At 68.2% G+C, this 26,819-nt stretch carries 24 protein-coding genes; 11 read left to right on the forward strand and 13 right to left on the reverse strand.

Going from position 1 to position 26,819, the window contains the following annotated elements; genetic code table 11:
* Window positions 1–174: 174 nt before the first annotated feature.
* The 4 genes from EF834_RS08865 to EF834_RS08880 form a co-directional block, all read right to left on the reverse strand.
* Entirely contained in the window at window positions 175–408 is a 234-nt protein-coding gene (locus EF834_RS08865) for an MbtH family protein (protein ID WP_127946860.1), read from the reverse strand.
* A gap of 265 nt (window positions 409–673) precedes the next feature.
* Window positions 674–2,281 (reverse strand): apolipoprotein N-acyltransferase, encoded by a 1,608-nt coding sequence (gene lnt, locus EF834_RS08870; protein ID WP_127947309.1) that lies wholly within the window; start codon window positions 2,279–2,281, stop codon window positions 674–676.
* A 10-nt stretch (window positions 2,282–2,291) separates the two neighbouring features.
* Window positions 2,292–3,914, reverse strand: a complete 1,623-nt coding sequence (locus tag EF834_RS08875) for an amidohydrolase (protein ID WP_127946861.1) — start codon at window positions 3,912–3,914, stop codon at window positions 2,292–2,294.
* Between the two features lie 12 nt (window positions 3,915–3,926).
* Complete coding sequence (locus EF834_RS08880) at window positions 3,927–4,430, reverse strand: FxsA family protein (protein WP_127946862.1); 504 nt, start codon at window positions 4,428–4,430, stop codon at window positions 3,927–3,929.
* A 228-nt stretch (window positions 4,431–4,658) separates the two neighbouring features.
* Between EF834_RS08880 and EF834_RS08885 the strand changes: the two genes are divergently transcribed.
* The 5 genes from EF834_RS08885 (at window position 4,659) to EF834_RS08905 (ending at window position 10,579) form a co-directional block, all read left to right on the forward strand.
* The gene (locus tag EF834_RS08885; RefSeq protein ID WP_127946863.1) at window positions 4,659–6,212 is read left to right on the forward strand and encodes a TldD/PmbA family protein; all 1,554 of its coding nucleotides are present in this window, start codon (window positions 4,659–4,661) and stop codon (window positions 6,210–6,212) included.
* Window positions 6,213–6,231: 19 nt separating this feature from the next.
* A complete protein-coding gene (locus EF834_RS08890) occupies window positions 6,232–7,596 on the forward strand; it encodes a metallopeptidase TldD-related protein (RefSeq protein ID WP_127946864.1) in 1,365 nt (454 codons plus the stop codon).
* A 54-nt stretch (window positions 7,597–7,650) separates the two neighbouring features.
* Complete coding sequence (locus tag EF834_RS08895) at window positions 7,651–8,043, forward strand: YchJ family protein (protein ID WP_127946865.1); 393 nt, start codon at window positions 7,651–7,653, stop codon at window positions 8,041–8,043.
* A 40-nt stretch (window positions 8,044–8,083) separates the two neighbouring features.
* Window positions 8,084–9,070 (forward strand): LLM class F420-dependent oxidoreductase, encoded by a 987-nt coding sequence (locus tag EF834_RS08900; protein WP_127946866.1) that lies wholly within the window; start codon window positions 8,084–8,086, stop codon window positions 9,068–9,070.
* A gap of 75 nt (window positions 9,071–9,145) precedes the next feature.
* The gene (locus EF834_RS08905) at window positions 9,146–10,579 is read left to right on the forward strand and encodes a lipase maturation factor family protein (RefSeq protein WP_127946867.1); all 1,434 of its coding nucleotides are present in this window, start codon (window positions 9,146–9,148) and stop codon (window positions 10,577–10,579) included.
* 33 nt (window positions 10,580–10,612) lie between these two features.
* Here EF834_RS08905 and EF834_RS08910 read toward each other — a convergent pair whose 3' ends face one another.
* Window positions 10,613–10,993, reverse strand: coding sequence for a PPOX class F420-dependent oxidoreductase (locus tag EF834_RS08910; protein ID WP_127946868.1), 381 nt, complete (start codon window positions 10,991–10,993; stop codon window positions 10,613–10,615).
* Between the two features lie 140 nt (window positions 10,994–11,133).
* Between EF834_RS08910 and EF834_RS08915 the strand changes: the two genes are divergently transcribed.
* Window positions 11,134–12,204, forward strand: a complete 1,071-nt coding sequence (locus EF834_RS08915; protein WP_127946869.1) for a metallophosphoesterase — start codon at window positions 11,134–11,136, stop codon at window positions 12,202–12,204.
* 6 nt (window positions 12,205–12,210) lie between these two features.
* On the opposite strand, the gene cobN is transcribed toward EF834_RS08915, so the two are convergent.
* Window positions 12,211–15,825: a cobaltochelatase subunit CobN gene (gene cobN / locus EF834_RS08920; RefSeq protein WP_127946870.1), complete on the reverse strand. Its 3,615-nt coding sequence runs from the start codon at window positions 15,823–15,825 to the stop codon at window positions 12,211–12,213.
* Window positions 15,826–16,034: 209 nt separating this feature from the next.
* On the opposite strand from cobN, the gene cobG reads away from it, so the two are divergent.
* Genes cobG through cobJ form a run of 3 tightly spaced genes read left to right on the forward strand, consistent with a single transcriptional unit; the run spans window position 16,035 to window position 19,331 of the window.
* A complete protein-coding gene (cobG, locus tag EF834_RS08925; protein WP_127946871.1) occupies window positions 16,035–17,201 on the forward strand; it encodes a precorrin-3B synthase in 1,167 nt (388 codons plus the stop codon).
* Between the two features lie 19 nt (window positions 17,202–17,220).
* Window positions 17,221–17,847: a precorrin-8X methylmutase gene (locus tag EF834_RS08930; RefSeq protein ID WP_127946872.1), complete on the forward strand. Its 627-nt coding sequence runs from the start codon at window positions 17,221–17,223 to the stop codon at window positions 17,845–17,847.
* Window positions 17,844–19,331, forward strand: a complete 1,488-nt coding sequence (gene cobJ / locus EF834_RS08935) for a precorrin-3B C(17)-methyltransferase (protein WP_127946873.1) — start codon at window positions 17,844–17,846, stop codon at window positions 19,329–19,331. The genes EF834_RS08930 and cobJ overlap by 4 nt, the downstream gene beginning before the upstream one ends.
* Here the strand turns inward: cobJ and EF834_RS08940 are convergent.
* The 5 genes from EF834_RS08940 to EF834_RS08960 form a co-directional block, all read right to left on the reverse strand.
* Window positions 19,319–19,534: a hypothetical protein gene (locus EF834_RS08940; RefSeq protein WP_127946874.1), complete on the reverse strand. Its 216-nt coding sequence runs from the start codon at window positions 19,532–19,534 to the stop codon at window positions 19,319–19,321. The two genes, cobJ and EF834_RS08940, sit on opposite strands and share 13 nt — an antisense overlap.
* A gap of 300 nt (window positions 19,535–19,834) precedes the next feature.
* On the reverse strand, window positions 19,835–20,578 hold the full coding sequence (locus EF834_RS08945) for a cobalt-precorrin-6A reductase (RefSeq protein WP_127946875.1): 744 nt from the start codon (window positions 20,576–20,578) through the stop codon (window positions 19,835–19,837).
* On the reverse strand, window positions 20,578–21,327 hold the full coding sequence (cobM, locus tag EF834_RS08950; protein ID WP_127946876.1) for a precorrin-4 C(11)-methyltransferase: 750 nt from the start codon (window positions 21,325–21,327) through the stop codon (window positions 20,578–20,580). The genes EF834_RS08945 and cobM overlap by 1 nt, the downstream gene beginning before the upstream one ends.
* Window positions 21,324–22,658 (reverse strand): precorrin-6y C5,15-methyltransferase (decarboxylating) subunit CbiE, encoded by a 1,335-nt coding sequence (gene cbiE, locus EF834_RS08955; RefSeq protein WP_408014489.1) that lies wholly within the window; start codon window positions 22,656–22,658, stop codon window positions 21,324–21,326. Before cbiE ends, cobM begins: the two co-directional genes overlap by 4 nt.
* The gene (locus EF834_RS08960) at window positions 22,655–23,452 is read right to left on the reverse strand and encodes an SDR family NAD(P)-dependent oxidoreductase (RefSeq protein WP_127946878.1); all 798 of its coding nucleotides are present in this window, start codon (window positions 23,450–23,452) and stop codon (window positions 22,655–22,657) included. The genes cbiE and EF834_RS08960 overlap by 4 nt, the downstream gene beginning before the upstream one ends.
* Before the next feature lie 44 nt (window positions 23,453–23,496).
* Between EF834_RS08960 and EF834_RS08965 the strand changes: the two genes are divergently transcribed.
* Window positions 23,497–23,910: a PPOX class F420-dependent oxidoreductase gene (locus tag EF834_RS08965; protein WP_127946879.1), complete on the forward strand. Its 414-nt coding sequence runs from the start codon at window positions 23,497–23,499 to the stop codon at window positions 23,908–23,910.
* Window positions 23,911–23,987: 77 nt separating this feature from the next.
* On the opposite strand, the gene EF834_RS08970 is transcribed toward EF834_RS08965, so the two are convergent.
* Window positions 23,988–25,151: a M24 family metallopeptidase gene (locus EF834_RS08970; RefSeq protein ID WP_127946880.1), complete on the reverse strand. Its 1,164-nt coding sequence runs from the start codon at window positions 25,149–25,151 to the stop codon at window positions 23,988–23,990.
* 37 nt (window positions 25,152–25,188) lie between these two features.
* Between EF834_RS08970 and EF834_RS08975 the strand changes: the two genes are divergently transcribed.
* Window positions 25,189–26,148 (forward strand): 5'-3' exonuclease, encoded by a 960-nt coding sequence (locus EF834_RS08975; protein WP_127946881.1) that lies wholly within the window; start codon window positions 25,189–25,191, stop codon window positions 26,146–26,148.
* Window positions 26,149–26,163: 15 nt separating this feature from the next.
* Here EF834_RS08975 and EF834_RS08980 read toward each other — a convergent pair whose 3' ends face one another.
* Entirely contained in the window at window positions 26,164–26,817 is a 654-nt protein-coding gene (locus EF834_RS08980) for a DUF4333 domain-containing protein (RefSeq protein WP_127946882.1), read from the reverse strand.
* Window positions 26,818–26,819: the final 2 nt, after the last annotated feature.

Consider the following 26,819-nt stretch of genomic DNA (forward strand, 5'->3'; position numbering starts at 1 on the left):
TGGTTGCATCGGGACCACACCATATCAAGATCCCTAACTCGCACGGACAGTTTCCGAGCCACCAGAGAATCGGCATTTGTCCTGGTAGATAGATAGAAATGACCATTCGGCCCGAATCGTCCGGCCCCGTTCATGGGGGCCGGGTCGACGGTGCCTCGTTGCGCGGTCCTGCCTTTAATAGCGGGACGGATCATGCTCCCCCGCGGCAAGCAAAGTGCTCGGCCGTAGGTCCGTCCAATTGCGGTCGATGTAGTCGACGCATGCACGACGGGACGCCTTTCCGTGCGCTATTGCCCAGCCGGCTGGAACGTCGGCGAACGCAGGCCACAGCGAATGCTGGTTCTTCTCGTTCACCAGCACCAGGTACTCGGTATCAGGGTCCTCGAAGGGGGTTGCTGGACTTGTCACCACTTCACCTCTCGATCGCTTCGACGCATAGTGGTGCACACCCACACAGTTGTTCGCGCTCCCTACCAGGTTCGTTACACCATGTTAGGCGCGCAAGCCAAAGATGCACCCCGCGAAATGTCCGCGTTGTGACGGCAGAACACCCACGAGACACGTGAGCTGAATGTGGGTTCGGAAAAACCCCGAAATCCCGGCTCTCGGGGTTCGCCTCGCGTGATCCGCGGCCACACGCCGTTGCTCCGGACCGACGATCGGCGGCGGATTCTCACATCGTCTGCATGTGGGAACGGTCGCCCGAACCGGACGACCTGCTCGATCTGATGCCGCGCACGGCGGCGAACGCGAGCGCCACTGCGGCTCCGAGGCAGAGGAGAACCTCCGGAATCGGCCCGAGCCGAGTTGCCAGTGTCGTGCTGGTGCGAAGCGTGACCTCCGATACCAGCGCGGCCGGCGCGAAGAGGACCGATTGCTGCCGGACCGACCCGTCGGCGCCGATGATCGCGCTTACCCCACTGGTGGCTGCGACGATCACGTCCCGGCGGTGTTCGACGGCCCGCACCCGCGACATGGCCAACTGCTGGTAGGTCATCTCCGTGTCACCGAAAGTGGCGTTGTTCGTCGGGATCGCGATCAACTGTGCGCCGTCGCGTACCGACTCGGTGAGGGAGCGGTCGAACGCCACCTCGTAGCAGGTGGCGACACCGATCGGGATCCCGTTGGCGGTCACGACGCCGTTGTCGTTTCCTGGCACGAAATTGCCGGCCTGGTCCGCGTACGACGAGAACAGCCGGAAGAAGCTGCGGTACGGCAGGTACTCACCGAACGGTTGGATGATGTTCTTGTCGTGGCGGTCGCCGGGCCCTTCGGCACCGTTCCACACGATCACCGAGTTGGTGGTGGTCCCGTCGGGGTTCACCAGGACCGCACCGACGAGGATCGGTGCCCCAATCGCCTCGGACGCCGTGGTGATCCCTGCAGCCGCGTCGGCGTTGCGGAGCGGATCGATGTCGGATGAATTCTCTGGCCACACCACCACATCGGGCTGCGGCGCCCGGCCGGCCGCGACGTCGTCCGCCAGTTGCAGCGTCCGGCGCACGTGGTTGTCGAGCACGGCGCGGCGCTGGGCGTTGAAGTCAAGCCCCAGACGCGGCACGCTCCCCTGGATCGCGGCCACGGTGATGGTCCGGTCGCCGCCGGAATCCGCGTGCACGTACGGAATAGCCGCTACAGCCGCGACCGACGCGACGCAGGCGACCGCGATCGGCCCGACCAGCGTCCGCACCGACCGCCGTCGGGCCCAGACGATCGCGGCCGCCGCCAGTCCGGTACCCGTCAGGGCCACCCCGAAGCTCAACAGGGGGGCTCCGCCGAGCGCAGCCAACGGCAGCAGCCAACCTTCCGGTTGACCGAAAGCGAGGCGCCCCCAGGGGAACCCTCCGAACGGCACCGACGACCGCAACCATTCGGTCAGGCTCCACACGGCGGCGACCACGAGCGCGACCACCCACGGTGCGGCGCGCAGCCGTGCGGCCAGCACCGTCCCGACGCCGAACAACCCGATGAACACCGACTCGGCACCTGCCAGGGCCAGCCACGGAAGCGGGCCGACGTATTCGCCGATCCACGGCAGCAGCGGAACGAGGAACCCCAGCCCGGCCAGGAATCCGTAGCCGAAGCCGGCACGTAGGGTGCGACCGCGGCGGCCATAGTTGGTGAGCACGGCGGTCAGCAGCGCGATCCCGAGCGGCGCCAGGAACCACAGTGGCCGCGGCGGGAAGCTCCCGAACAGCAGCAGGCCCGATGCGAGCGCGAGCGTGCTGTCACGCAGGATAGCCGTCAATGCTCGCCGGTTGAGGTGCGGCTCCGTGCCCATGGACCTTGACTCAGTGCTCATGGACGGTGACTCCGTGCTCATGGACGGTGACTCCGCGATGTACCGACTTCAGGCACACGGGCGTTCCCGCGTCGTCGTCGAGCCTCGGGAGCGCCGGGACGCGTGACCGCGGGTCGGTCGACCACCGCTGCACCGAGTCCTTGGGAGCGGAGACGACCAGTTCGTCGGTATCCCAGATCGCGTACGACGCGGGCGCGCCCGGGACGAGGGTGCCGGCCATACCGTCCCGGACGCCACCGGCCCGCCAGGCGCCGCGGGTCGCCGCGGCGAACGCCGCCCGCGGCGACACGCCACTGCCGGGTGTGTGGTGGTGAACGGCGGCGCGCAGCATCGCCCACGGGTCGACCGAGGTGACCGGGGCGTCGGAGCCGAAGGCCAGCGACATTCCGGTCGCAGCGATGGGTGCGAACGGGTTCATCCGCGCCGCCCGCTCCGCGCCGAGGCGCTGCGCGTACATGCCGTCGCGGCCGCCCCATAGCGCGTCGAACACGGGTTGCATGCTCGCGATCACGCCCCAGGAGCCGAGCTGCGCGGCCTGCTCCGCGGTCACCATCTCGAGGTGCTCGATCCGATGGCCACGGGCTGCGAGGGCAGGCCCGCCGAGTTCCTCGGCGACGGTCCCGAACGCCGAGAGAACGGCGGCAACGGCGGCGTCACCGATCGCATGGAACCCGGCCTGGATGCCTGCCAGGGTGCAGGCCCGCAGATGCGCGGCAACGGTCTCGGCGTCGAGGTAGGTGGTCCCGTGGTGGCCCGCGCAATCGTGGTACGGCGCCAGCACCGCGGCGGTGTGCGAGCCCAGGGCTCCGTCGATGAAGAGGTCACCGCCGAGGGCGTGCGCGCCGGTGCGGGCGAGCAGTTCGGTGGCCGCCTCGGGCGAGTCCACCGCTTCCCCCCAGTAGCCGCGGACCTCCACCGGGTGGGGGTAGGCGAGCAGGGCTTGAAAGTCGTCGAGGCCGGAGATATCGGGCCCTCCGCACTCGTGAACGGCCACGATGCCCTGCGCCGCGGCATGATCGAGGGCCGCGACCCGGGCGTCCGCGCGTTGTGTCGGCGTCAACAATGCCCGCGCCCGGGCGCGGGCACGGTGGTGCGCCTCGCCGGTGAGGGAGCCGTCGGGCGCGTAGCCGGGCGCGGATGCCAGCGCGGGCACCGCTTGTCGGAGGGGGGTAGAGCACAGGGCCGAGTGCGCGTCGGCCCGGGTGAGGTACACGGGACGGCCGGGCGCCGCCTCGTCGAGTTCGGCCGTCGTCGGGGCCACGTCCGGCCAGCGACTGTCGTCCCACCCGTGTCCCCAGACCACCGCGCCGCTGTGTTCACTCGCGAATCGGCGTACCCGATCGAGACATTCGGCCTTGTCCCGGACGCCGCCGAGATCCAGCCCCGTCACCTGCAGGCCGAGTGCGGTCACGTGGACGTGGGCATCGACGAACCCCGGCGTGACGAAGGCGCCGTCGAGCTCGATGACTTGCGCGTCGGGGTGGAGTGCGCGTCCCGGACGGTCCTCCCCAACCCAGACCACCACTCCGTCCGTCACTGCCATCGCGGTCGCGTCGGGGGCACTGGGGCTGTAGATGCGGCCGCCGACCAACAGTTGGGTACTCACGGAGATCTAGTCTGCCTGTTACGGCAGCGCGCGAGGCTCCTGGGTCGGACCGTCCCACCGGACATCGGATTCGGCATCCGGTTCCACGTCGACGACCTCGCCGTCGATGACCGGCCCTCGCCGCGGTCCAGCCGTCCTCGACGCGAACTCGGCGCCGGCAAGGGTGACGGCCGCGCGCCGGCCCGCCAGTAGGACGGCGAGCGGACGCAGCGCCCATCGCGTGGGTGGCAGCAGCATGAGCAAGCCGAGCACGGATGTCACCAGGCCCGGAACGAACATCAGCACCGAACCGGTGGCGACCATCGCGCCGTCAGCAACCGCCCCGGTGGGCGAGACTTCGCCGCGCGTCGCGCGGCGGAAGCCATCCATGACAGCCCTCCACTGCGACCTGACCAGCACCATGCCGACGGCGGATCCGGCGATCAGGAGCAGTACCGTCCACAGCGGGCCGATCGTGCTCGCCACCCAGATCAGCGTGGCGACCTCCACCAGGACGTAGACAACGAAGAGTGGGGCGACCATGGAGAGTCCTTTCGGTGGCGGGTGCCGGCTGGGTAGCCGGCAGGTGCTCTGTCTGGTCAACGAGCGACGCCCCCGGATTGCTCCCGCACGGACGCCTTCAGCGTTGTTTGGCGTTGTTCCGCAGCTCTGGCGTTCGCGGTCGGACTCTACCGGCATCGCCGCCGCCGGCCGGAGGCCGATCGGCCGCACCGTCCGTGTCGTCCTGGTCAAGCCGACTAGGCTGGGCGCGTGATCGTCACCCACGGCGCCGGGGTCCCCCGCTCGATCGCCTCCGACCGTCCGGTCGACCCTGAGTTCACGAGTCTGCCATTGCCTGCGCTTGCCGACGCCGCGCTGTCCGTCGCCCGGGCCGCCGGAGCAGAACACGCCGATCTCCGGGTACATCGGCTGGCGACCCAGTCACTACGCCTGCGCGACGGCAGGGTCCAGTCCGTGCAGGACAGCGTCGAAACCGGGTTCGCGGTGCGGGTCGTGGTCGACGGAACGTGGGGGTTTGCATCGCACGCCGAGATGACCCCGGAACGCGCCGCATCGGTTGCGGCGGAAGCGGTGGGGGTGGCCCGGGCCCTGCGCACGCTGGGCCGCGAACGCGTCGTGCTCGCACCCGAACCGGTGTACCGCGACGCGGTGTGGGTGTCCGGCTACGACCGCGATCCGTTCACCGTCGCCACCACCGACAAGGTGACGTTGTTCGATGACTACTCGCGAATCCTGCTGGACGCGCACGGTGTCGACCACGTACTCGCGAGCTGTCTGCAGGTCAAGGAGCAGACGTTCTACGCGGACCTGGCCGGCTCGACGATCACCCAGCAGCGGGTGCGTGTGCACCCGGGGCTCGAGGCGGTCTCCGTCGACACCGACGCCGGTACGTTCGAGACGATGCGCACCCTCGCCCCGCCGGTCGGCCGGGGATGGGAATACCTCACCGGCACCGGGTGGGACTGGGGCGCCGAGCTCGCCGAGATCCCCGGCCTGCTCGCGGCGAAGAGCGCGGCACCGAGCGTCGAGCCCGGCCCGACCGACCTCGTGATCGACCCCACCAACCTGTGGCTGACGATCCACGAATCGATCGGCCACGCAACCGAATACGACCGTGCGATCGGTTACGAAGCGGCGTATGCGGGTACCTCGTTCGCCACGCCAGATCTGCTCGGAACGCTGAAGTACGGCACCCCGATCATGCACGTGACCGCGGATCGAACAGAACCGCACGGGCTCGCCAGCGTCGGGTACGACGACGATGCGGTCGCGGCGCAGCGCTGGGATCTGGTACGCGACGGTGTGTTCGTCGGCTACCAACTCGACCGCGTGTTCGCGCCCCGGCTCGGCCAGGACCGCTCCAACGGCTGCTCATACGCCGACTCGCCTCACCACGTGCCGATCCAGCGGATGGCCAACGTGTCGCTGCAGCCGGACCCGCGCGCCGACACCAGCACCGCCGACCTCATCTCCCGCGTCGAGGACGGCATCTACATCGTCGGCGACAAGAGTTGGTCGATCGACATGCAGCGCTACAACTTCCAGTTCACCGGGCAACGATTCTTCCGCATCCGCGACGGACAGATCGACGGCCAGCTGCGCGACGTCGCCTACCAGGCCACGACGACCGACTTCTGGGGGTCGATGGAGGCGGTCGGGGGCCCGTCGACCTGGCGCCTCGGCGGCGCGTTCAACTGCGGCAAGGCGCAACCTGGTCAGGTCGCAGCGGTCAGCCATGGGTGCCCGTCGGTGCTGATGCGCGGCGTGAACGTACTCAACACCCGGCTGGAAGGTGGACAGTGACCGGAGCGGAGGGGCCGCGGTGATCACGGCACAGGAACTGGTCGAGAAGGCGCTGGCACGGTCCACCGCTGACGAAGCGATCGTGCTGGTCACGGACGTGAGTGAGGCGTCGCTGCGGTGGGCGGGCAACTCGATGACCACCAACGGGGTATCGGCTTCGCGATCGTGGACGGTGATCTCGATCGTCCGTGACGGCGACACCGCAAGAGTGGGCGCGGTGACGTCGTCGACGGTCGACGCTGAATCTGTGGCCGACGTGGTAGCGGCCAGCGAGGCCGCCGCCCGTTCCGCGCAACCCGCCGCTGACGCGATGGACCTGCTCACCGACGACGCGGTGGAAGACACGTGGTCCGACGACGAGCCCGCCTCGACAGGGGTCGGGATATTCGAGTCGCTGGCGCCCGGCCTGGCCGAGGGATTCAACGGCACAGACCGGCTGTACGGGTTCGCGCACCACCAGATGCACAGCACGTGGCTGGCGACGTCGACAGGTATCCGCCGGGCATTCAGCCAGCCGACCGGTTCGATCGAGATCAACGGCAAGCGCGGTGATGCGAGCGCGTGGGTCGGCGCCGCGAGTCCCGACTTCACCGACGTCTCCGTCCCAGATCTGCTGGCGGATCTGGCGCGTCGACTGGACTGGTCGACGCGCACGGTCGCCCTCCCCGCCGGCCGATACGAGACGGTGCTGCCGCCGTCCGCGGTGTCGGACCTGTTGATCCCACTCGTATGGGTGATGGAAGGCCGCGCCGCGCAGGAGGGGCACACGGCCTTCTCCCGCAGCGGCGGCACCCGCGTCGGCGAGCACCTGACCGACATTCCGCTGACGCTGTATTCGGACCCGAACGCCGACCGTCTCGGGTACGCCCCGTTCGTCGCGACCACGACGTCGACGGACACCGTCTCGGTGTTCGACAACGGCATGTCCGCCGCCCGGGTCGACTGGCTCCGCGACGGCGTGATCAACGCCCTCGCGTATCCCCGGGCCGCGGCCGCGGAGTTCGGGACGCCGGTCGCGGTGCCCGGCGAGAACCTGCTGCTCACGGGTGGGAGCGATGCAACCCTCGACGACATGGTCGCCCGCACCGAGCGTGGACTGCTGCTGACCACGCTGTGGTACATCCGCGAGGTCGATCCGGCGACCGCGTTGCTCACGGGACTCACCCGTGACGGTGTGTACTTGATCGAGGACGGCGCGGTCACCGCCTCGGTCAACAACTTCCGGTTCAACGAGAGCCCGCTCGATCTGCTGCGCCGTGTGACGGAGGTCGGCGCCACCGAACGGACGTTGCCACGCGAGTGGAAGGATTGGATCACCCGAACCGCGATGCCGCCCATGCGGATTCCAGACTTCCACATGTCGTCGGTGAGTCAGGCCCAGTGAGCGGCGCAAACGATGAGCTGGACATACTATGAGCCGAACAGACAGGGAACGGCGATGAAAAGAGTTTCCGACGACGACCGGTGCCCATGCCTGTCCGGGGAACGGTACGAATTGTGTTGCGGACGATTCCACTGCGGCGACACCGTTGCCCCGACAGCGGAACAGTTGATGCGGTCCCGCTACACGGCATTCGTCGTCGGTGACACCGACTATCTGCGGCGGACGTGGCATCCACGCACGCGACCGGAAACGCTCGACTTGGACCGCGATCTGGTGTGGCGGCGCCTCGAGGTCTTGCGCACGTCGGGCGGCGGACTGTTCGACGACACCGGAACCGTCGAGTTCGTCGCCTCCTATTCCGACCACGGTGAGCGTAGGTCCATGCGCGAGCACAGCAAGTTCGTCCGGGAGAACGGACAGTGGCTCTACGTGAACGCCCTACAGTAGCGAACCACCGACATCTCAGCTTCGCGACAGGAGGACCATCATGCGTTTCGGACTGTTCGTGCCCCAGGGTTGGCGACTCGACCTGGTCGGCATCGATCCCTCCCAGCAGTGGCGGGCGATGCGCGACCTCGCGTTGCGTGCGGACCGGGGGCCGTGGGAGTCGATCTGGGTCTACGACCACTTCCACACCGTTCCCGAACCCACCGACGAAGCCACACACGAGGCGTGGTCGCTGATCTCGGCGTTCGCCGCGATCACCGAGCGTGTCCGGCTGGGGCAGATGTGTACCGCCATGAGTTACCGCAATCCCGCCTATCTCGCGAAGGTCGCGGCCACCGCCGACATCATCTCCGGCGGACGCGTCGAGATGGGCATCGGTGGCGGCTGGTACGAACACGAGTGGCGCGCTTACGGTTACGGGTTTCCCTCAGCCGGCGAGCGACTCGGGCGGCTCGACGAGGGGGTGCAGATCTTCCGGCAGGCGTGGAGCACCGGCACCGCGACACTGAATGGGCGGCACTACCAGGTCGACGGCGCGATAGTGCGCCCGTTGCCGTTGCAGGACGGCGGTATTCCGCTGTGGATCGCCGGTGGCGGTGAGAAGGTGACGCTGAGGATCGCCGCGAAGTACGCGCAGTACACGAATTTCGACGGAACCCCCGAGGTGTTTGCGCACAAATCACAGCTCCTGCGTGAGCACTGCGCCGCAGTGGGCACCGACTTCGGTGCCATCGTGCGGTCGGCGAACTACAACGTCGCGATCGGGCACACCGAGGCGGAGGCGCAGGACCGGCTCGACGCGCTGCGGGCTCGCCTCGAGCCGATCGTCGGCCGCGACAAGGCCGACGCTTCGCTCGGCGCCTTCCGGGGTATGCCTGCCGTCGGCACGCCGGAGCAGATCGTCGAGAATCTCACGAGACTGAAGAACGAGGGCCTCGAGTACGCGATCTTCTACGTCCCCGAAGCCGCGTATGACACGTCCGGCCTGGAGTTGCTCGAGCGAGAAGTGCTCCCCCACCTGGCCTGATCGCCCGGCGCTGGCCGTCCTGCGCTGGTCGGCCGCGGCAGCCCGGAGTAACGTCCGCGTCAGGAGAGCCCTGTCGTGGACTGGTTCGATACATCCGATTACTGGCTGGGACGGCTGCTCTTCAAGGAGGGGCTGGCCGTCCTCTACTTTTGTGCATTCTTGGTCGCGGCGAATCAGTTCCGGCCACTACTCGGCGACGACGGGATGCTCCCGATCCGGCGATTCCTCGCGGGCCGCCGCTGGCAGGGGTCGCCGAGTATCTTCCACCTGCACTATTCGGACCGGTTCTTCGCCGTCGTTGCCTGGACCGGCGCGGGATTGGCCGCGCTCGCCGTTGTCGGGGTGCTGGACCGGTTGCCGCTACCGCTCTGCATGCTGGGCTGGCTGCTGTTGTGGGCGCTGTACCTGTCGATCGTCAACGTCGGTCAGCTCTGGTACGGGTTCGGATGGGAGTCGCTCTTGCTCGAGGTGGGACTGCTGGCCGTGTTCGTCGGCAACCTCCACACTGCGCCCCCGCTGCTGACACTGCTACTGCTGCGGTGGGTGCTGTTCCGCCTCGAGTTCGGCGCCGGGTTGATCAAGATCCGCGGCGACCCGTGTTGGCGCGACCTGACCTGCCTGTACTACCACCACGAGACCCAGCCGATGCCCGGGCCGCTGAGCTGGTACTTCCATCGGCTGCCCCGTCCACTGCACAAGGTGGAGGTTGCTGGCAACCACTTCACCCAACTGATCGTGCCGTTCTTCCTGTTCATGCCGCAGCCCGTCGCGGGCGGGGCGGCCGCGATCATGATCGCCACCCAGTTGTGGCTGGTCGCCAGCGGCAACTTCTCGTGGCTGAACTGGCTCGCGATCGTGCTCGGGCTGTCGGTGCTGCCGGACGGCTTCTGGGAGTTCGTGCTCCCCATCTCGGCACCTTCGGACATCGCCCCGTCCCCGACATGGTTCGTCGCCGTCGTCGTCGCCTTCACCGTTGCGATCGTCGCGCTGAGCTACCGGCCGGCCCGGAACCTGCTGTCGAGTCACCAGATGATGAACGCATCGTTCGACCCGTGGCACCTGGTGAACACGTACGGTGCGTTCGGTCACATCACCCGCACCCGCCGAGAGATCGTCGTCGAGGGCACGACCGACGAACACCTCACCCCGGACACCGAGTGGCGGGCATACGAGTTCAAGGGCAAACCGGGCGACCTGTGGCGGAGGCCACAGCAGTTCGCGCCCTACCATCTTCGATTGGACTGGCTGATGTGGTTCGCGGCAATCTCCCCCAGCTACGCCGCACCCTGGTTCGGCGCGTTCATCAGCCGACTACTCGACGGTGACCGCGCAACTCTGAGCTTGCTCCACCACAATCCGTTCCCGGACCGGCCACCCACCTATGTGCGGGCACGCACCTTCCGCTACCGGTTCACCACCCACGCCGAGCGCCGCGCGACCGGGGCATGGTGGTCCCGCACGTTCGAGTCCGACTTCATGCCGCCGGCATCGCTGCGGCAGGCGCCGTAAGTCCCCGTGCCGCTTGGGCAGGCGCAGCAAACCTCAGACTGTCGAGATCGCCAAACCGATGGTCCCCTTGCGGCCCCGCCGCAGCAGGCTGCCCTTGACCGTGAGCCACCCGGTCACTCCGTACTTGCGGGCAATGGCGTCGCGGGCATGTTCGGTGCCGGCATCGTCGAGCACGGCAGCCGTTGCCTCGATCTGCGGCCCCTTCGGATTGCCGCGAAAGTCACACGCCCCCACGGTCACGCGGGACGCGCGCCGGATCCGTTTGACCTTCCACGAGTCTGTGACGGTCCACATCAACATCCGGTCGCCGTCCATCGCGGCCCACAGTGGTGTCGGCACCGCCGATCCATCCTTTCGGAACGTAGTCAGCAGAACGTATTTCGCGGCACCGATCTCGCTCAGTGTGACAGTCATGCGCTCAGCGTACGGCGCGACCAAAACGGCATGAACGTCGCATGAAAAATTCTCGAATCTGGCCGGATTCAGCTGAACGGATGTCCGGTTTGGGGTTTGCTAGGGGAACTGCAAACCGACGACACCGACAAAGGACACCTGTGACCGAGTTGAACCAGATCAACCGACGCCGCTTCCTCGCCGGTGCGGGCGCGGCAGGTATCGCCGTCCCGATCGCCGCGATGGCACCTGCCTCCTCCTCCGCCGCCGTGCCCGACGCTGAGAAGTACGCCTTCCCGACAGCGGATGAGGTGCGCGTGCTGGTCACCGGCGACGCCGGCACCGGCACCCCGGCGCAGTGGGCAGTCGCCGACGCGATGCGTACCCTGCACCGGAGCGAGCCGTTCGGGATGGCGCTGGGGCTCGGCGACAACATCTACGAATCCGGGCCGAACGGTGATCACGACGTCCAGTTCGCCACCAAGTTCGAGGACCCCAACCACGAACTCGACTTCCCATGGGTGATGGCGCTCGGCAACCACGACACCAGCTTGGTGGTTCCCGGCGACGGTGGGTGGCTCCTGCGCGGCAACGACGAGGTCGTTTACCACGGCAGCTCCCGCCGGTGGTGGATGCCTAGCCGCTACTACTCGGTGCGGGTGCCCGAGGAGAATCCGATCGTCGAGTTCTTCGTGCTCGACCTCAACCCCGTGGCCGCCTATCTTCCCCCACTGTTCGTGCCGTACTGGGCGGTGAACGGTCAGTACATGAACGAGCAGCGGGCCTGGCTCGACAACGCGATCGCGTCGTCGCCGGCCAAGTGGAAGATCGCGTGCACCCACCATCCGTACCTGAGCAACGGTTCACACGGGGACGCCGGTGAGTACGACGGGATCCCGATTGCACCCATGAACGGCGTATACGCCAAGCAATTCTTCGAAGATCATGTCGTCGGGCGGTGCCAGTTCCTCCTGTCAGGACACGATCACTCGCTGCAGGTGTTCGAGCCGACCGTCGCGTCCAAGGGCACCCGACAGATCGTCTCCGGCGCGGCCGGGAAGAACTCGTACGGCAAGTCCTCCCGGACGGATCGGGCCAATCTCTATCAGAACTTCGACGACGTGGGCTTCATGGTGATGGATCTGACGGCGGAAGCGGTGCGGCTACGCGTCTACACCGTCGACATCCCCACCGCAGCTCCCACTCTCACGTTCGACCGCCGCCTGGCCTGACCCCGACTAGTCCCCTTCGAGATCGCCCTCGGTCTCGAGGTACACCCGGCGCAGTCCCTCGAGAACTCCGGGGGACGGCTCCTCCCACATCTCCCGCTCGACGGCCTCGAGTAGTCGTTCGGAGATGCCGTGCAGCGCCCACGGATTGGACTCGGACATGAACTTACGGTTCTGCTCGTCGAGCACATACGTCTCGGCGAGCTTCTCGTACATCCAATCCGCGACGACGTTGGTGGTCGCGTCGTAGCCGAACAGGTAGTCCACGGTCGCGGCCATCTCGAAGGCGCCCTTGTAGCCGTGGCGGCGCATCGCCTCGAGCCAGCGCGGGTTGACCACACGGGCGCGGAAGACGCGAGCGGTCTCCTCCGAAAGCGTGCGGGTACGGACGGTGTCGGGGCGAGTGCTGTCGCCGATGTAGGCCTCGGGAGTCGTGCCGGTGAGCGCCCGCACGGTCGCGACCATGCCGCCGTGGTACTGGAAGTAGTCGTCGGAGTCGGCGATGTCGTGTTCGCGGGTGTCGGTGTTCTTGGCCGCCACCGCGATCCGCCGGTACGCGCTGCGCATGTCCTCCGAGGCAGGGACGCCGTCGAGTCCGCGGCCGTACGCGTAGCCACCCCACGTGGTGTACACCTGGGCGAGGTCGGCGTCGTCGCGCCAATTCTTCGAGTCGATCAACTGCAGCAGACCCGCGCCGTACGTACCCGGCTTGGAGCCGAAGATACGGGTGGTGGCGCGTCGATCATCGCCGTGCTCCGCCAGATCCGCCTGCGCGTGCGCGCGGACGTAGTTGTCCTCCGGCGCTTCGTCGAGCTCCGCGACGAGACGTACGGCGTCGTCGAGCAGTGCCAGCACGTGCGGGAACGCGTCCCGGAAGAACCCGCTGATGCGGACGGTGACGTCGATGCGCGGGCGGCCGAGTTCGGCGAGGTCGATCACCTCGAGGCTGGTGACGCGTCGGGAGGCCTCGTCCCACACCGGGCGCACACCGAGCAGTGCGAACACCTCGGCGATGTCGTCGCCGGAGGTGCGCATCGCCGACGTGCCCCACACCGACAGGCCCACCGATCTCGGCCACGAGCCGTGGTCGGCGCGGTAACGCTGCACGAGCGAGTCGGCCATCGCCTGGCCGGTCTCCCACGCCAACCGGGACGGCACGGCCTTCGGATCCACCGAGTAGAAGTTGCGGCCGGTCGGGAGCACGTTGATCAGACCGCGCAGCGGTGAACCCGACGGGCCGGCAGCGATGAAGCCGCCATCGAGGGCGTGCAGTACCTGACCGATCTCCCCCGAGGTCTGCCGCAGCCGCGGGACGACCTCCGTCGCCGCGAACCGCAGGATCTGCCGGACCACCTCGTCGTCGGACAGCCGATCGGCGGCCTCGGGATCCCAGTCCGCCGCAGCCATCGCGGACACCAGCGCGTGCGCCTGCGCCTCGACTTCGTCGACTCGTCCGCGGGCCTCGGCTCCGTCCACGCCGACCTCGGACTCGCTCAGGCCCAACGCCTCCCGCAGACCGGGCACCGACTGCTCGCCGCCCCACATCTGCCGGGCCCGCAGCATCGCAAGCACCAACTCCACCTCGGCGTCGCCCTCGGGAGCACGCCCGAGAACGTGCAAGCCGTCGCGGATCTGAACATCCTTGATCTCGCAGAGCCAGCCGTCGACGTGCATCAGCATGTCGTCGAACACGTCCTCCTCGGGACGCTCGGTCAGGCCCAGGTCGTGGTCCATCTTGGCGGCGCGCATCAGCGTCCAGATTTGCTGACGGATCGCCGGCAGCTTCGCCGGATCCAGAGCGGCGATGTTCGCGTGCTCGTCGAGCAGTTGCTCGAGCCGCGAGATGTCGCCGTAGGTCTCGGCCCGCGCCATCGGCGGGACCAGATGGTCGACCAGGGTCGCGTGGGCGCGGCGCTTGGCCTGCGTGCCCTCGCCCGGGTCGTTGACCAGGAACGGGTAGATCAGCGGCAGGTCACCGAGCGCGGCGTCGGTGCCGCAGGACGCCGACATTCCGAGCGTCTTGCCGGGCAGCCACTCGAGGTTGCCGTGCTTGCCCAGGTGCACGATCGCGTCGGCACCGAAGCCCCCGGCGGCCTCCTCCGCGGCGATCCAGCGGTAGGCGGCCAGGTAGTGGTGGCTCGGCGGCAGGTCCGGATCGTGATAGATCGCGACCGGATTCTCCCCGAATCCCCGGGGCGGCTGCACCATCAGCATCACGTTGCCGGCGCGCAGCGCGGCGATGACGATCTCACCCTCCGAATCCGACGACCGGTCCACGTACAACTCGCCGGGCGCGGTCCCCCAGTGTCCCTCGACGCTGTCCCGAAAGTCCGCCGGCAGCGCATCGAACCACTCGCGGTAGCGGGCGGCGCCGATGCGGATCGGGTTGCCCTCGAGTTGCTCTGCAGTGAGCCAGTCCGGGTCCTGACCGCCCGCCGCGATCAGTGCATGAATGAGCGCGTCGCCGTCCTTTGCTGCGAGACCGGGCAGCGCATCTTCGCCGTCGACGGGCCCGAGGTCGTAGCCGGCGGCGCGCATCTCCGACAGCAGCGCGATCGCACTCGCAGGGGTGTCGAGGCCCACGGCGTTGCCGATGCGGGCGTGCTTGGTCGGGTACGCCGACAACATGAGCACGACCTTCTTCTCCGCGTTCGGGATTCGCCGCAGTCGTGCGTGCCGCACCGCAATGCCGGCGACCCGGGCCGCACGTTCGGCGTCCGGGACATAGGTGGTCAGGCCCTCGGAGTCGATCTCCTTGAAGGAGAACGGGACCGTGATCAGACGGCCGTCGAACTCGGGGACCGCAACCTGGGTCGCGACATCGAGCGGTGAGAGTCCGTCGTCGTTGGCCTCCCACGACTCCCGACTACTGGTCAGGCACAAACCCTGCAGGATCGGCACGTCCAACGCGGCGAGCTCGGCGACGTCCCACGCCTCGTCGTCGCCGCCGGCCTGTGCGCTCGCGGGCTTGGTCCCGCCCGCGGCGAGGACGGTCACGACCAACGCGTCGGCCCGACCCAAGGTGTCGAGCAGGTCCGGCGGCGCGGTGCGCAGCGACGCGCAGAAGATCGGTAGCGCGTTCGCGCCGGCGTCCTCGACCGCCTGGCACAGCGCCTCGACGTACGCGGTGTTCCCGGCGATGTGCTGGGCGCGATAGTAGAGCACGGCAACCGTCGGGCCCTCCACCACGCGGGACTCGCGCTCGAGCACCCCCCAGTTCGGCAGGTGTACGGCGGGCTCGAAGCCGTGCCCAGTCAGCAGGACCGTGTCGGACAGGAAGTTGTGCAGCTGCCGGAGGTTGTCGGCGCCACCTTCGGCCAGGTAGGTGTGTGCCTCGGACGCAATGCCCGCAGGCACAGTGGAGCACTCCATGAGTTCGGCGTCCGGCGCCTGCTCGCCGCCGAGTACGACTGTCGGAAGCCCGGAAGCCAGCACCGCATCGATGCCGTCCTCCCAGGCCCGCCGGCCACCAAGGATGCGCACCACCACGAGGTCCACCCCGTCGAGCAATCCCGGCAGGTCCTCTTCGACCAACAGGCGCGCCGGGTTGGCCCAGCGATAGTCGGCGCCGCTCGCACGGGCACTGAGCAAGTCGGTGTCGGAAGTCGACAGCAGCAGGATCACTGTTCAGCCTTTCTGGGGTTTCGCGCCCCACGGCAAGGTTCCGACGAGATGGGACTCCCGGAAGCGGTTCGGACGGCGGAAGAGGGTCTGACTCTCACAGTGGCGCGACCGCGCCGGAATCCCACCGGCTTCCTCTCCTGCCGCAGTCGCGCACGATGCTACCGGTCACTCGTTCGCGCACGGACCCGGTACTTCTCTAGCCTGGACGCGTGCCATCTCCTCGCTCCGGCCCCGACAAATGCCCGGGCGCCCTCCAGGTCCACGTGGCCGCCGACGGCCCACTCGCCCGCGTCCGTATCCCCGGTGGTGTCGTCACGTCGCCCCAACTCCAGGCCCTGGCAGCAGCCGCCCAGGAGATCGGCAACGGGGAGATCGAGTTGACCTCGCGCGGCAACTTGCAGCTGCGCGCGCTGCGCGACCCGGACGACTTCGCCCGGCGTCTCGAGGCCGTCGAGCTGCTGCCGTCGACCACGCACGAACGGGTCCGCAACATTCTCGCCTCCCCGCTGTCCGGCCGAATCGGTGGGCAAGCCGACGTCCGGGGCCTCGTCAAGGCCCTCGACCGCGGGCTGTGCGACGATCCGGCACTGGCCGACCTGCCGGGTCGCACTCTCTTCACGATCGACGACGGCCGCGGCGACGTATCGGGCTTGCGTGGCGACGTCGGAGTCCATGCGCTCGCGGATGGACGGTTCGCGCTCATCCTGGCCGGTGCGGACACCGGTGCACGCCTGGCGGAGATCGACGCTGTTGCGGTGCTCCTGGCGGCGGCGCGCACCTTCGGCGAGATCCGCGGTGACGCGTGGCGCTTGAGCGAAGTCCCCGGTGGCACCGAGCGGGTCCTCGCAAGACTCGGGCTCGAAAACGACGGCGAACCCCTCGCCCTGCCCGACGCGCCAGGGCCGGGCCCCATCGGATGGCTCGACCAACCCGACGGCGGAGTCACGCTCGCAGGTGGCCTCGCGTTCGGCACGCTCCCCGCCCGGCTCGCGGAGTTCCTGGCCGCGGTGGAGAAACCGATCATGATCACCCCCTGGCGGTCGGTGCTGTTGTCGGATCTCGACGAGTGGACGGCCGAACAGGTGGTCCGAGTGCTCGCACCGATGGGCCTGATCTTCGACGAGAACTCGCCGTACCTCCAGGTCAGTGCATGTGCGGGGCAACCGGGCTGCGCCAGGTCGCACACCGACGTGCGGGCCGACGCACGGGCCGCGATCGAGGGCGACGACCTGCCTACGCAGGGCCGTCAGCACTGGTCGGGGTGCGATCGCAAGTGCGGTCGGCCCCACGGCGAGGTAACAGACGTCGTCGCGAGTCCCGACGGTTACCGCACGACGGCGAGCCGTCATGACGGCACCGAGAACGGCCCTTCCTGATGCCTCTATGGTGTGGCGCATGATCGACTACATCCGCGACGGTGCGGAGATCTACCGTCAGTCCTTCGCAACCATCCGGGCCGAGGCGGACCTCGCCCGATTCCCCGCCGACGTCTCGCAAGCCGTCGTCCGGATGATCCACGCGAGCGGTCAGGTCGATCTCGCCGACGACGTCGCGTTCACCCCGAACGTCGTCGCGGACGCCCGCGAAGCGCTGCGCCGGGGCGCACCGATCCTGTGCGACGCGAAGATGGTTGCAGCCGGGGTGACCCGCAAGCGTTTGCCGCGCGGCAACGACGTGCTGTGCCTGCTCGACGATCCACGAGTACCCGTGCTGGCCAAGACAATCGACAACACACGGTCGGCGGCCGCGCTAGAGCTGTGGGGCGACAAGCTCGATGGTGCGGTCGTCGCGATCGGCAATGCACCCACGGCACTGTTCCACCTGCTGACCCTCCTCGAGGCCGGTGCGTCGCGGCCCGCGGCGATAGTGGGCGGGCCCGTGGGGTTCATCGGCGCCGCCGAGTCCAAGGAAGCGCTGATCGAGCACCCCAGCGGCCTCGAATACCTGGTGGTTCGTGGTCGTCGCGGCGGCAGCGCGATCACAGCGGCGGCGCTGAACGCGATTGCGAGTGAGAAGGAATGAGCGCGGGAAAGCTCTGGGGGGTCGGGATCGGACCCGGCGACCCCGAACTGATGACGGTCAAGGCGGTCCGCGTGATCGGTGAGGCCGACGTCATCGCGTTCCACAGTGCCCGTCACGGCCGCAGCATCTCTCGTGGTGTCGCCGCGCCGTACATGCGGGAGGGGCAGATCGAGGAGCACCTGATCTACCCGGTGACCACCGAGACGATCGACCATCCCGGCGGCTACCAGGCGGCGATGGACGAGTTCTACGAACAGTCCGCCGAGCGCCTTGCGGCGCATCTGGAGGCCGGGCGCAGCGTCGCTCTCCTCGCGGCGGGAGACCCGCTCTTCTTCAGCTCTTACATGCACATGCACAAGCGGTTGGCCGACCGGTTCGAGGTCGAGGTCATCCCCGGGGTCACCTCCGTCAGCGCCGCATCCGCCGCCCTCGCCGAGCCGCTTGTCGAGGGCGAAGAGGTGCTGACCGTCCTGCCAGGCACCCTGCCCCAGGACGAACTGACCCGGCGCCTGCGCGAGGCCGATGCCGCCGCGATCATGAAGCTCGGGCGTACGTATCCGGTTGTGCGCCAGGCGCTGAAGGATTCGGGCCGAATCGACGAGGCTCGCTATGTCGAGCGCGCCAGCACCGACCGTCAGCGAGTCGCCCGAGCCGACGACGTCGACGACGCGGACGTGCCGTACTTCTCGATCGCCATCGTCCCGAGCCCGGTGAACAGTCGCCCCTACACTCCACCCGCCGGCGGTGAGGTGGTCGTCGTCGGACTCGGGCCCGGTGACCGGACGTGGACGACGCCGCAGGTCCGGAAGGAGTTGGCGCAGGCCACCGATCTCGTCGGATACACCACCTACATCGACCGGGTCCCGGTGCGGCCGGGGCAGCGTCGGCACGCCAGCGACAACCGCGTCGAGGCCGAACGGGCGGCGATGGCGCTCGATCTGGCCAAGCGCGGTGCCCGCGTCGCAGTCGTCTCGTCCGGCGATCCGGGCGTGTTCGCGATGGCCGCCGCGGTGCTCGAGGTGGCGTCCGAGGAGCAGTGGAAGGACGTTCCGGTCCGGGTGCTGCCCGGCGTGACCGCCGCGAACGCGGTCGCCAGTCGGGTCGGCGCCCCGCTGGGCCACGACTACGCGATGCTCTCGCTGTCGGACCGACTCAAACCGTGGGACATCGTCGCCAAGCGCATCTCAGCGGTCGCGAGCGCGGACATGGCCTTCGCCGTGTACAACCCGGCGTCGAAGTCCCGCACCTGGCAGGTCGCGGCGATGCGTGACCTCATCCTCGAGCACCGTTCCCCTGACACGCCCGTGATCATCGGGCGCGACATCGCCGGTCCGCAAGAGTCGGTCAAGGTCGTCGGCCTGGCCGACCTCGATCCCGCCGACGTAGACATGCGGTGCCTGCTGATCGTCGGTTCGTCGACAACCACGGTCGTCGAGAGCGCACGAGGCCCACGGGTCTTCACCCCGCGGCACTACCCGGGCTGAAGGACCGTCGCCGCCCGGGATTCTTGCCGAAACGGCACGATTTCTTGCAAGACGCGAAGAAGTCGGGCGATGGTGCCGATATGACCGAGATTGAGAACAATCCCAATGACCGCGATGTCGTATTCGGCGGCGGAGCTTCCGGCGTCTTCTCCCCCGAGTCTGAGGCCGCGGTCTGCGAGCAGGTGACGGGCGATCTTCGCCACGGCCTCGACCGTCTTCGGTCTGCCGGCGCGAAGCCTCAGCTCTGATCCCATACACGTCCTCCCCGACCGCTCGGACAGCACTCGGTGTTCGGCGGCCCCGTGCCTTCTCGCCTCCGGCGGACACCTACCCCTGTCCCGTACCTCTGTGATTGAAGTGAGGAGGTTGTGTGGTGAGTGGCGGTGTGTCGTTTGGGGTGGTTGACGTGGCGAGAGTTCGGGGATTCCTATGGTTCCGTCCCACACCGAGTTCTTTCTGTAGGCGACGGCCGAAGCGAGGCTGAGGTGACGCTCCGTCGCGGGTCAGCGCCGGTGCGGTTCGGAAGCCCAGCAGACTGCAGATTCGAGGTCCGCTGTCGACGGCACCCCCGGCGGTAGCGGCGGCCGGGCCACCATCACCACCGGCACCCCCAGCACTCGGGCCGCTTCGAGCTTCGCCGAAGTGAGCTCTCCCCCACTGTTCTTCGTTACGAGCACATCGATGCGATGCTCGAGCATGAGCGTGATCTCGGCGTCGACCGTGAACGGGCCACGGGCGAGCAGAAGCTCGGACCGACCGGGCATCCTGACCTCAGGTGGGTCGATTGCCCGGACGAGAAACCAACCCGGACATTCAACGAAAGCGGCGACGCCCTGCCTGCCGATCGTCAGGAACACCCGCTCCCCCACTGCCGGCACCCCCTCGGCCGCCGCCGCGATATCCGGCACCTGGTGCCAGTGATCGCGCGGGCCGGCAACCCACTCGGCGCGACGGAGCACGAGCATCGGTACGCCAGCCACGGAAGCCGCGGCAGACGCGTTGGCCGTGATTCGAGCCGCAAACGGGTGGGTCGCGTCAACGACCGCATCGATGTCATTGGTCCGCAACCATTGCGTAAGCCCCTCGACCCCGCCGAAGCCTCCGATTCGTACGGTTCCGGCAGGAAGAACCGGCTCGCGCACGCGACCGGCCAGCGACGAGATCACCTCCAGCGACGAATCCCGTTCGAGCCGGGCAGCGAGCATCCGTGCCTCGGAAGTGCCGCCGAGGACGAGGACTCTACGCATCAGTGGGTGCTGCGGGGCCGGGTGGCCGAGTACAGATAGCTGTCCGGGAAACCCTCGGCAGCGAGGACGCGGCCCACGAAGACTACGGCCGTCTTGGTTATCCCGGCGGCATGGACCTGGTCGACGAGCGTTTCAAGTGTGCCGCGAACAACAATCTCGTCGAGTCTGCTCGCGAACGCCACCACCGCTGCCGGGCAATCCGACCCGTAGTTCTCCGACAACTCCTCGACGATCTGCTCGATCCGGTGCGCACCGAGATGCACCACCATCGTGGCACCGCTGCGCCCGAGCGAGCGAAGATCCTCGCCCGGCGGCATCGCGGTGGAGAGCGTGGACACTCGGGTCAGCACGATCGACTGTGACACACCCGGAACAGTCAGTTCCCGACCGAGCGCGGCGGCGGCGGCGGTGAACGCCGGCACCCCGGGCACGATGTCGTAGGCGACGCCGGCAGCATCGAGTCGGCGAACCTGCTCGGCCACCGCCGAATAGATCGACGGATCACCCGAATGCAGACGCGCGACATCGAGCCCGGCGGCGTCCGCGGCGATGATCTCCTCGATGATCTCGTCGAGACTCATCCGGGCCGTATCGATGACCTCTGCGTCGTCGGGGCACAGCGTCAGCAGCTCCCCGGGCACCAGACTGCCCGCGTACAAGCACACCGGGCATTCGGAAATGATGCGCGAAGCCCTCAGCGTGATCAGGTCGGGGGCACCAGGTCCGGCTCCGATGAAGTGGACGGTCATGGTGTATCCCTTTCAGTGCAATTTCCTGGGCTAGTCCCTGGGTCATACCCTGGCTTGGTGACAGTCCACTGCGCCACCGGCAACTGCGGCCGCCATGCCGTGAATCCCCCTAGCGGCTCACCGCGATAGATCTGGAACTTGCGCAACGCTCCGCCGTGCATGGAATGCCACTGCAACACCAACGCTTCCGCCTCGGTGGTTACGGCGTTGACCACCATGCGCCCGCCCGGCCGCAACCGGTCCCAGCACGCATCGAGCAGGCCAGACTGCGTCACGCCTCCACCGACGAAGATCGCGTCCGGGACGGAGTTCTCCCGCGCGAAGGCTTCAGGTGCCGTTGCGGACACCCGTAGCGCAGGAACACCGAGAGCGGCAGAGTTGTCGCGGATCTGCACGACTCGCGACTCCTCACGCTCGAACACGACGGCACGACACCGGGGATGGCTGCGCATCCACTCGATCCCGATGGTTCCGGAGCCGCCGCCGACGTCCCACAACACCTCACCTGGGGCCGGGGCGAGGGCGCTGAGCGTGAGCGCACGGACCTCGTGCTTGGTCATCTGCCCGTCACCACTGTATGCCGCGTCGGGCAGCCCCGGGGTCCGGGTCAGACGCAAAGTGCCCGTGCCGCGAACTTCCACCGCGATGACGTTGAGCGGGTCGCCGGCGGGAACATCCCACGGCGCAGCGACGCCCTCGACGACCCTCTCCCCCGGGCCGCCCAGCTGCTCGAGTACGACGACCCGGCTGTCGCCGAAGCCGCTGCGGCGCAATACTTCGGCCACCGCTGCGGGGGTGTGCTCGTCGTTGGAGAGAACCAGCAGGCGCGCACCGTCGTGCAGATCCGGCGCGAGCGTCGCCACCGGGCGATTCACGAGGCTCACGGTCGGGGTCTCGTGCAGCGCCCACCCTAACCTCGCGCACGCCAGGGACGCCGACGACGGGTGCGCGATCACGTCCAGCCGCTCCGGCCCGAGGATCCGCCCCAGCGTGACCCCGATTCCGTGGAACATCGGGTCCCCGCTCGCGAGCACGCACACGCGGCGCCCACGATGTTTCTCCAACAGTTCCGGGAGCGCGGGAAGCATCGGGGTCGGCCAGGGCACGCGCACCGCGGCCGAATCCGGGACGAGAGCGAGTTGGCGCGCCGATCCCATCAACACCTCGGCGTCCCGGACTGCGCGCTGTGCGCGCGAGGCCAGGCCGTCCCAGCCGTCGGCACCGATGCCCACCACGACGATCCGACCACTCGCGGCGTCGGTGTTCGCTTCGCTCGCGGCGCTATCGGTGTTCGCTTCGCTCGCGGCGCTATCGGTGTTCGCTTCGCTCACCGGGGCATCCGCCGCCACACGAACTGCGGCAGGAGCCGCATCACGAAGAAGACCGGGCGAAGCAGCGCCGGCACCCATACACGCTCGCTTCCCTTGCGCAGGCCGTGCGCGACCGCGTCGGCCACTTGCTGCGGGGTACTCGACAGCGGCGCGGGCTTCATGCCCTCGGTCATCCGCCCGATGACGAATCCTGGCCGCACCAAGAGCAGCCGGACACCGCTGCCGTGCAGGGCGTCCGCCAGCCCACTCGCGAAACCGTCCAGGCCGGCCTTTGCCGATCCGTACACGTAGTTGGCGCGTCGCACGCGCACACCCGCTACGGACGAGAACACCACGATCTGTCCCGACCCGTGCGACCGCATCAGGTTCGCCAAATGCGTCAGCACGCTGATCTGAGCGACGTAGTCCGTGTGCACGACTGCGAGGGCATGACCCGCGTCCCGTTCGGCGCGGGCCTGATCGCCCAGAACACCGAACGCGAGGACTGCTACGCCGATCGGCCCGCATTTCTCGGCGATCACGGACAACACCGCCGGGTGGTCGGCGACCCGGTCGGCCTCGAACTCGACGCAGTGCACCTCGGCTGCGCCGGCGTCCAACACGACCTGTCGCTCCCGTTCGAGGTCGTCGCTGCGCCGAGCAGCGAGTACCACCACCCGGCCGGACGCCAACCGCTGCGCTACTTCCAGCCCGATCTCGCTGCGGCCGCCCAGCAGCACCAGCGATCCGGGCGCAGCGTCCGCCCCACGGTGCGTGTCACTCGAGCCTCTCGGTGTCGTGCCTTTCGGTGCCATACCTTCAGTGTCACGGATTCACGCCTCTCGAGTACCGTCGGGGCATGGCTCGAACCCCGTTGGATCCTTCCCACTTGACCACCGAAGCCGCGGCGTTCCTCACCGAGCGCCATCTGGCGACCCTGACGACCTTGCGCAAGGACGGCACACCGCACGTGGTGGCCGTCGGCTTCACCTGGGACCCGGAAGGCCGAATCGTCCGGATCATCACTCACGACGGGTCTCAGAAGGCCCGCAACGCCGACCGCGGCGGCTACGGCGCCGTCAGTCAGGTCGACGGGCGTCGCTGGCTCACGCTCGAGGGGTCCGCCCGCGTCCTCTCGGATCGGGAGTCCGTCGTCGATGCCGAGGAGCGTTACGCGGTCCGGTACCGCACGCCGCGCGAGAATCCGAAGAGAGTGGTCGTCGAGATCTCGGTCGAGCGCGTCATGGGGTCCGCAAGCCTCATCCCACGGTGAAATACTCTCCGTTGTGATCGTCGGTTTGCACCGGCTGTGTGCACGGCTGTTTTCACTGGATACTGAAACGCTGATGGTCAGCCGGGCAGGACCGTCAGCCCGCGTGGGCGCCGGTTCATCGGCTCGCACCCGTCCGTCGTGACAACGACGATGTCCTCGATCCGTGCGCCCCACTGCCCTGGGAAGTAGATGCCAGGTTCTACGCTGAACGCCATTCCCGGTTCGAGTGTGATCGTGTTCCCGGCGACGATGTACGGCTCCTCGTGAACTGACAGGCCGATGCCGTGACCGGTACGGTGCACGAACACATCCGCGAGACCGGCCTCGGCGAGAAGGTCCCGCGCCGCGGCGTCGACAGACTCGGCGGTGGCGCCGGGACGCACTGCCTCGACGGCGGCGCGTTGGGCCGCCTCTAGTGTGGCGATCCTGTCGGCCACCCGAGAATCCGGCTCGCCGACGCTGTACGTGCGGGTGGAGTCGGAGTTGTAGCCGGGTTCGACCGGCCCTCCGATGTCGATCACCACGATGTCGCCGGACTCGATAACCCGATCGGACACCTCGTGATGTGGATCGGCCCCGTGCGGACCCGATCCGACGATCACGAACGCCGCCTCGGTGTGCCCCTCCGCGAGGATCGCGGCAGTGATGTCCGTGGCGATCTCGGCCTCGGTTCGCCCCGGCCGCAACCATTCGTCCATCCGCGCGTGCACGCGGTCGATCGCCGCGCCGGCACGCCGCAACGCCTCGATCTCGGCCTGGTCCTTGATCATCCGCAGCTCACGTAGCACGCCGGTGGCCAGCGCGGGCAACGCGCCGAAACGTCGGGTCAGTGGAACCAGATGCAGGGCCGGCATCGCATCTGCGACCGCGGTACGCGGAGTCTCCGGCAACAGTGACGCAACCACCTCGTACGGGTCGACCCCGTCCACCCAATCATGAACCGGAAGATCGAGTTCGGACACGGCCGAGTCTCCCAGTGATGCAAGCTCGAGACGCGGCAGCACCACCGAGGGCGGGCTTCCGTCAGATGGCACGACCAGACAGGTCAGCCGCTCGAACGAGTCCGCTCGCGACCCGATCAGATACCGCAGATCGGGTCCGGGGGTGATGAGGAGACCGTCGATGCCGGACCGCTCGGCGACCTGTGCTGCCCGGGCCAGTCGGTCCGCGTACACGGCGGTCGGGAACCGGGATGCGTCGGCGCGGTCGGATGTGGCGCTGTACGAACTCTCGGAACTCATGGGAATCAGGCTAATGCGGTTTGGCAGGATGGGGCGCATGACTGGGCCATTGCTGCTGTTGGACGGTGCGAGTCTGTGGTTCCGGGCCTTCTACGCGCTGCCGGAATCGATGACGGCCCCGGACGGCCGTCCTGTGAACGCGGTGCGCGGATTCACCGACATGGTGGCCGCTCTGATCACCCGCACACAGCCGTCTCGCCTCGCGGTCTGCCTCGACCTGGACTGGCGCCCCCGGTTCCGGGTGGATGCTGTTCCGTCGTACAAGGCGCATCGTGTGGCGGAACGGTCGGACGGCACCGTCGAGGACGTCCCGCAGACCCTCACGCCACAGGTCGACCTGATTATCGACGTCCTGGACGCGATGGGCATTGCCACCGCCGGCGCTGTCGGGCTCGAGGCCGACGACGTACTGGGAACCCTTGCCGGGCAGGAGCAGAAGGACGACGTCGTGGTGGTCAGCGGCGATCGGGATCTGCTTCAGGTCGTCTCCGACGATCCTGTTCCCGTCCGAGTGCTGTTCGTGGGACGGGGGTTGGCCAAGGCCGAGTTGTTCGGGCCTGCAGAGGTCTCCGCGAAGTACGGGATACCCGCGCATCGAGCGGGTGACGCCTACGCTGAACTCGCTCTGCTGCGCGGTGATTCGTCCGACGGCCTGCCCGGCGTCAAGGGAGTCGGACAAAAGACCGCGTCGACACTCCTGTTGCGGCACGGTTCGCTCGGGCAACTCCGGGCAGCGGCGCTGGACCCGACCACCGACGTCGCGAAGGGGGTCCGGGCCAAGCTGTCGGCCGCCGCCGAGTACATCGACGCGGCCCTGCCCGTCGTGAGAGTTGTCACCGATGCCGATGTCGAGCCTTCACGATCCGACAGGCTTCCGACGAGCCCGGTCGACGCCGACCGGCTCGCCCGGATAGCTGCCGCTCTCGGTATCGAACGTTCCGTTGCCCGGCTGGTGGCCGCCTGCGCAGCCACCAGCCAGGCCTCCGAACTCTCGTAGCTTTTCGGCGACAACCTATTTGGGACGGCTGACCTCGTATGTACCGTCGGAGTCCGTCACCGTCACCGTCACCGTTCTGAGCTTGCCGTCGACCGTCAGGATGCAGTCGAACGACGCATCCAGTTCCACCTTCTGCCCGGACGGGCACCTCACGTTGGTGACGGTCCGGGCGCCGTACGACTCGGTGACGATTCTGTCGACACCCTCCTCCACGGCCACCTCGTCGAGGGTCTTCGCGCCGAAGGCTCCCGAGACGAGCAGGACGAGGGCCGCGATCGCAAAGCCTGCGAGCAGACCGATGCCGACCCACATCCAGGGCTTCATCTTGTCCCCGGACGACGGTCCCGGGGCCGGAACCCACTGATTCGGCGGCCCACCGCCGAACTGTGCCTGTGGGTAGCCGGGCTGAGCACCCCAGGGCTGCGGGGGATACTGAGGCGGGAAATACGGATTCGGAACGGATGCACCGAGATTCGGCTGGGCCCACGCTTGGGTCTGCCCGTGCGGAAGTTGCTGTCCCGGTGCCGGTGCGTAAGCGCCGTCCGGCTGAACGTCGGGACCAAGGGGGTTCGGCTGCAGCTGCTGGAACTGCCCGGTCGCGACCTGTGCCGGACCAGAAGGGGCGGCCCACTGATCGTTCGACTCGCTCGGTTCCTGGGTCCCGCTCACAT

The sequence above is a fragment of the Rhodococcus spongiicola genome (assembly GCF_004011835.1).
Lineage (GTDB): Bacteria > Actinomycetota > Actinomycetes > Mycobacteriales > Mycobacteriaceae > Prescottella > Prescottella spongiicola.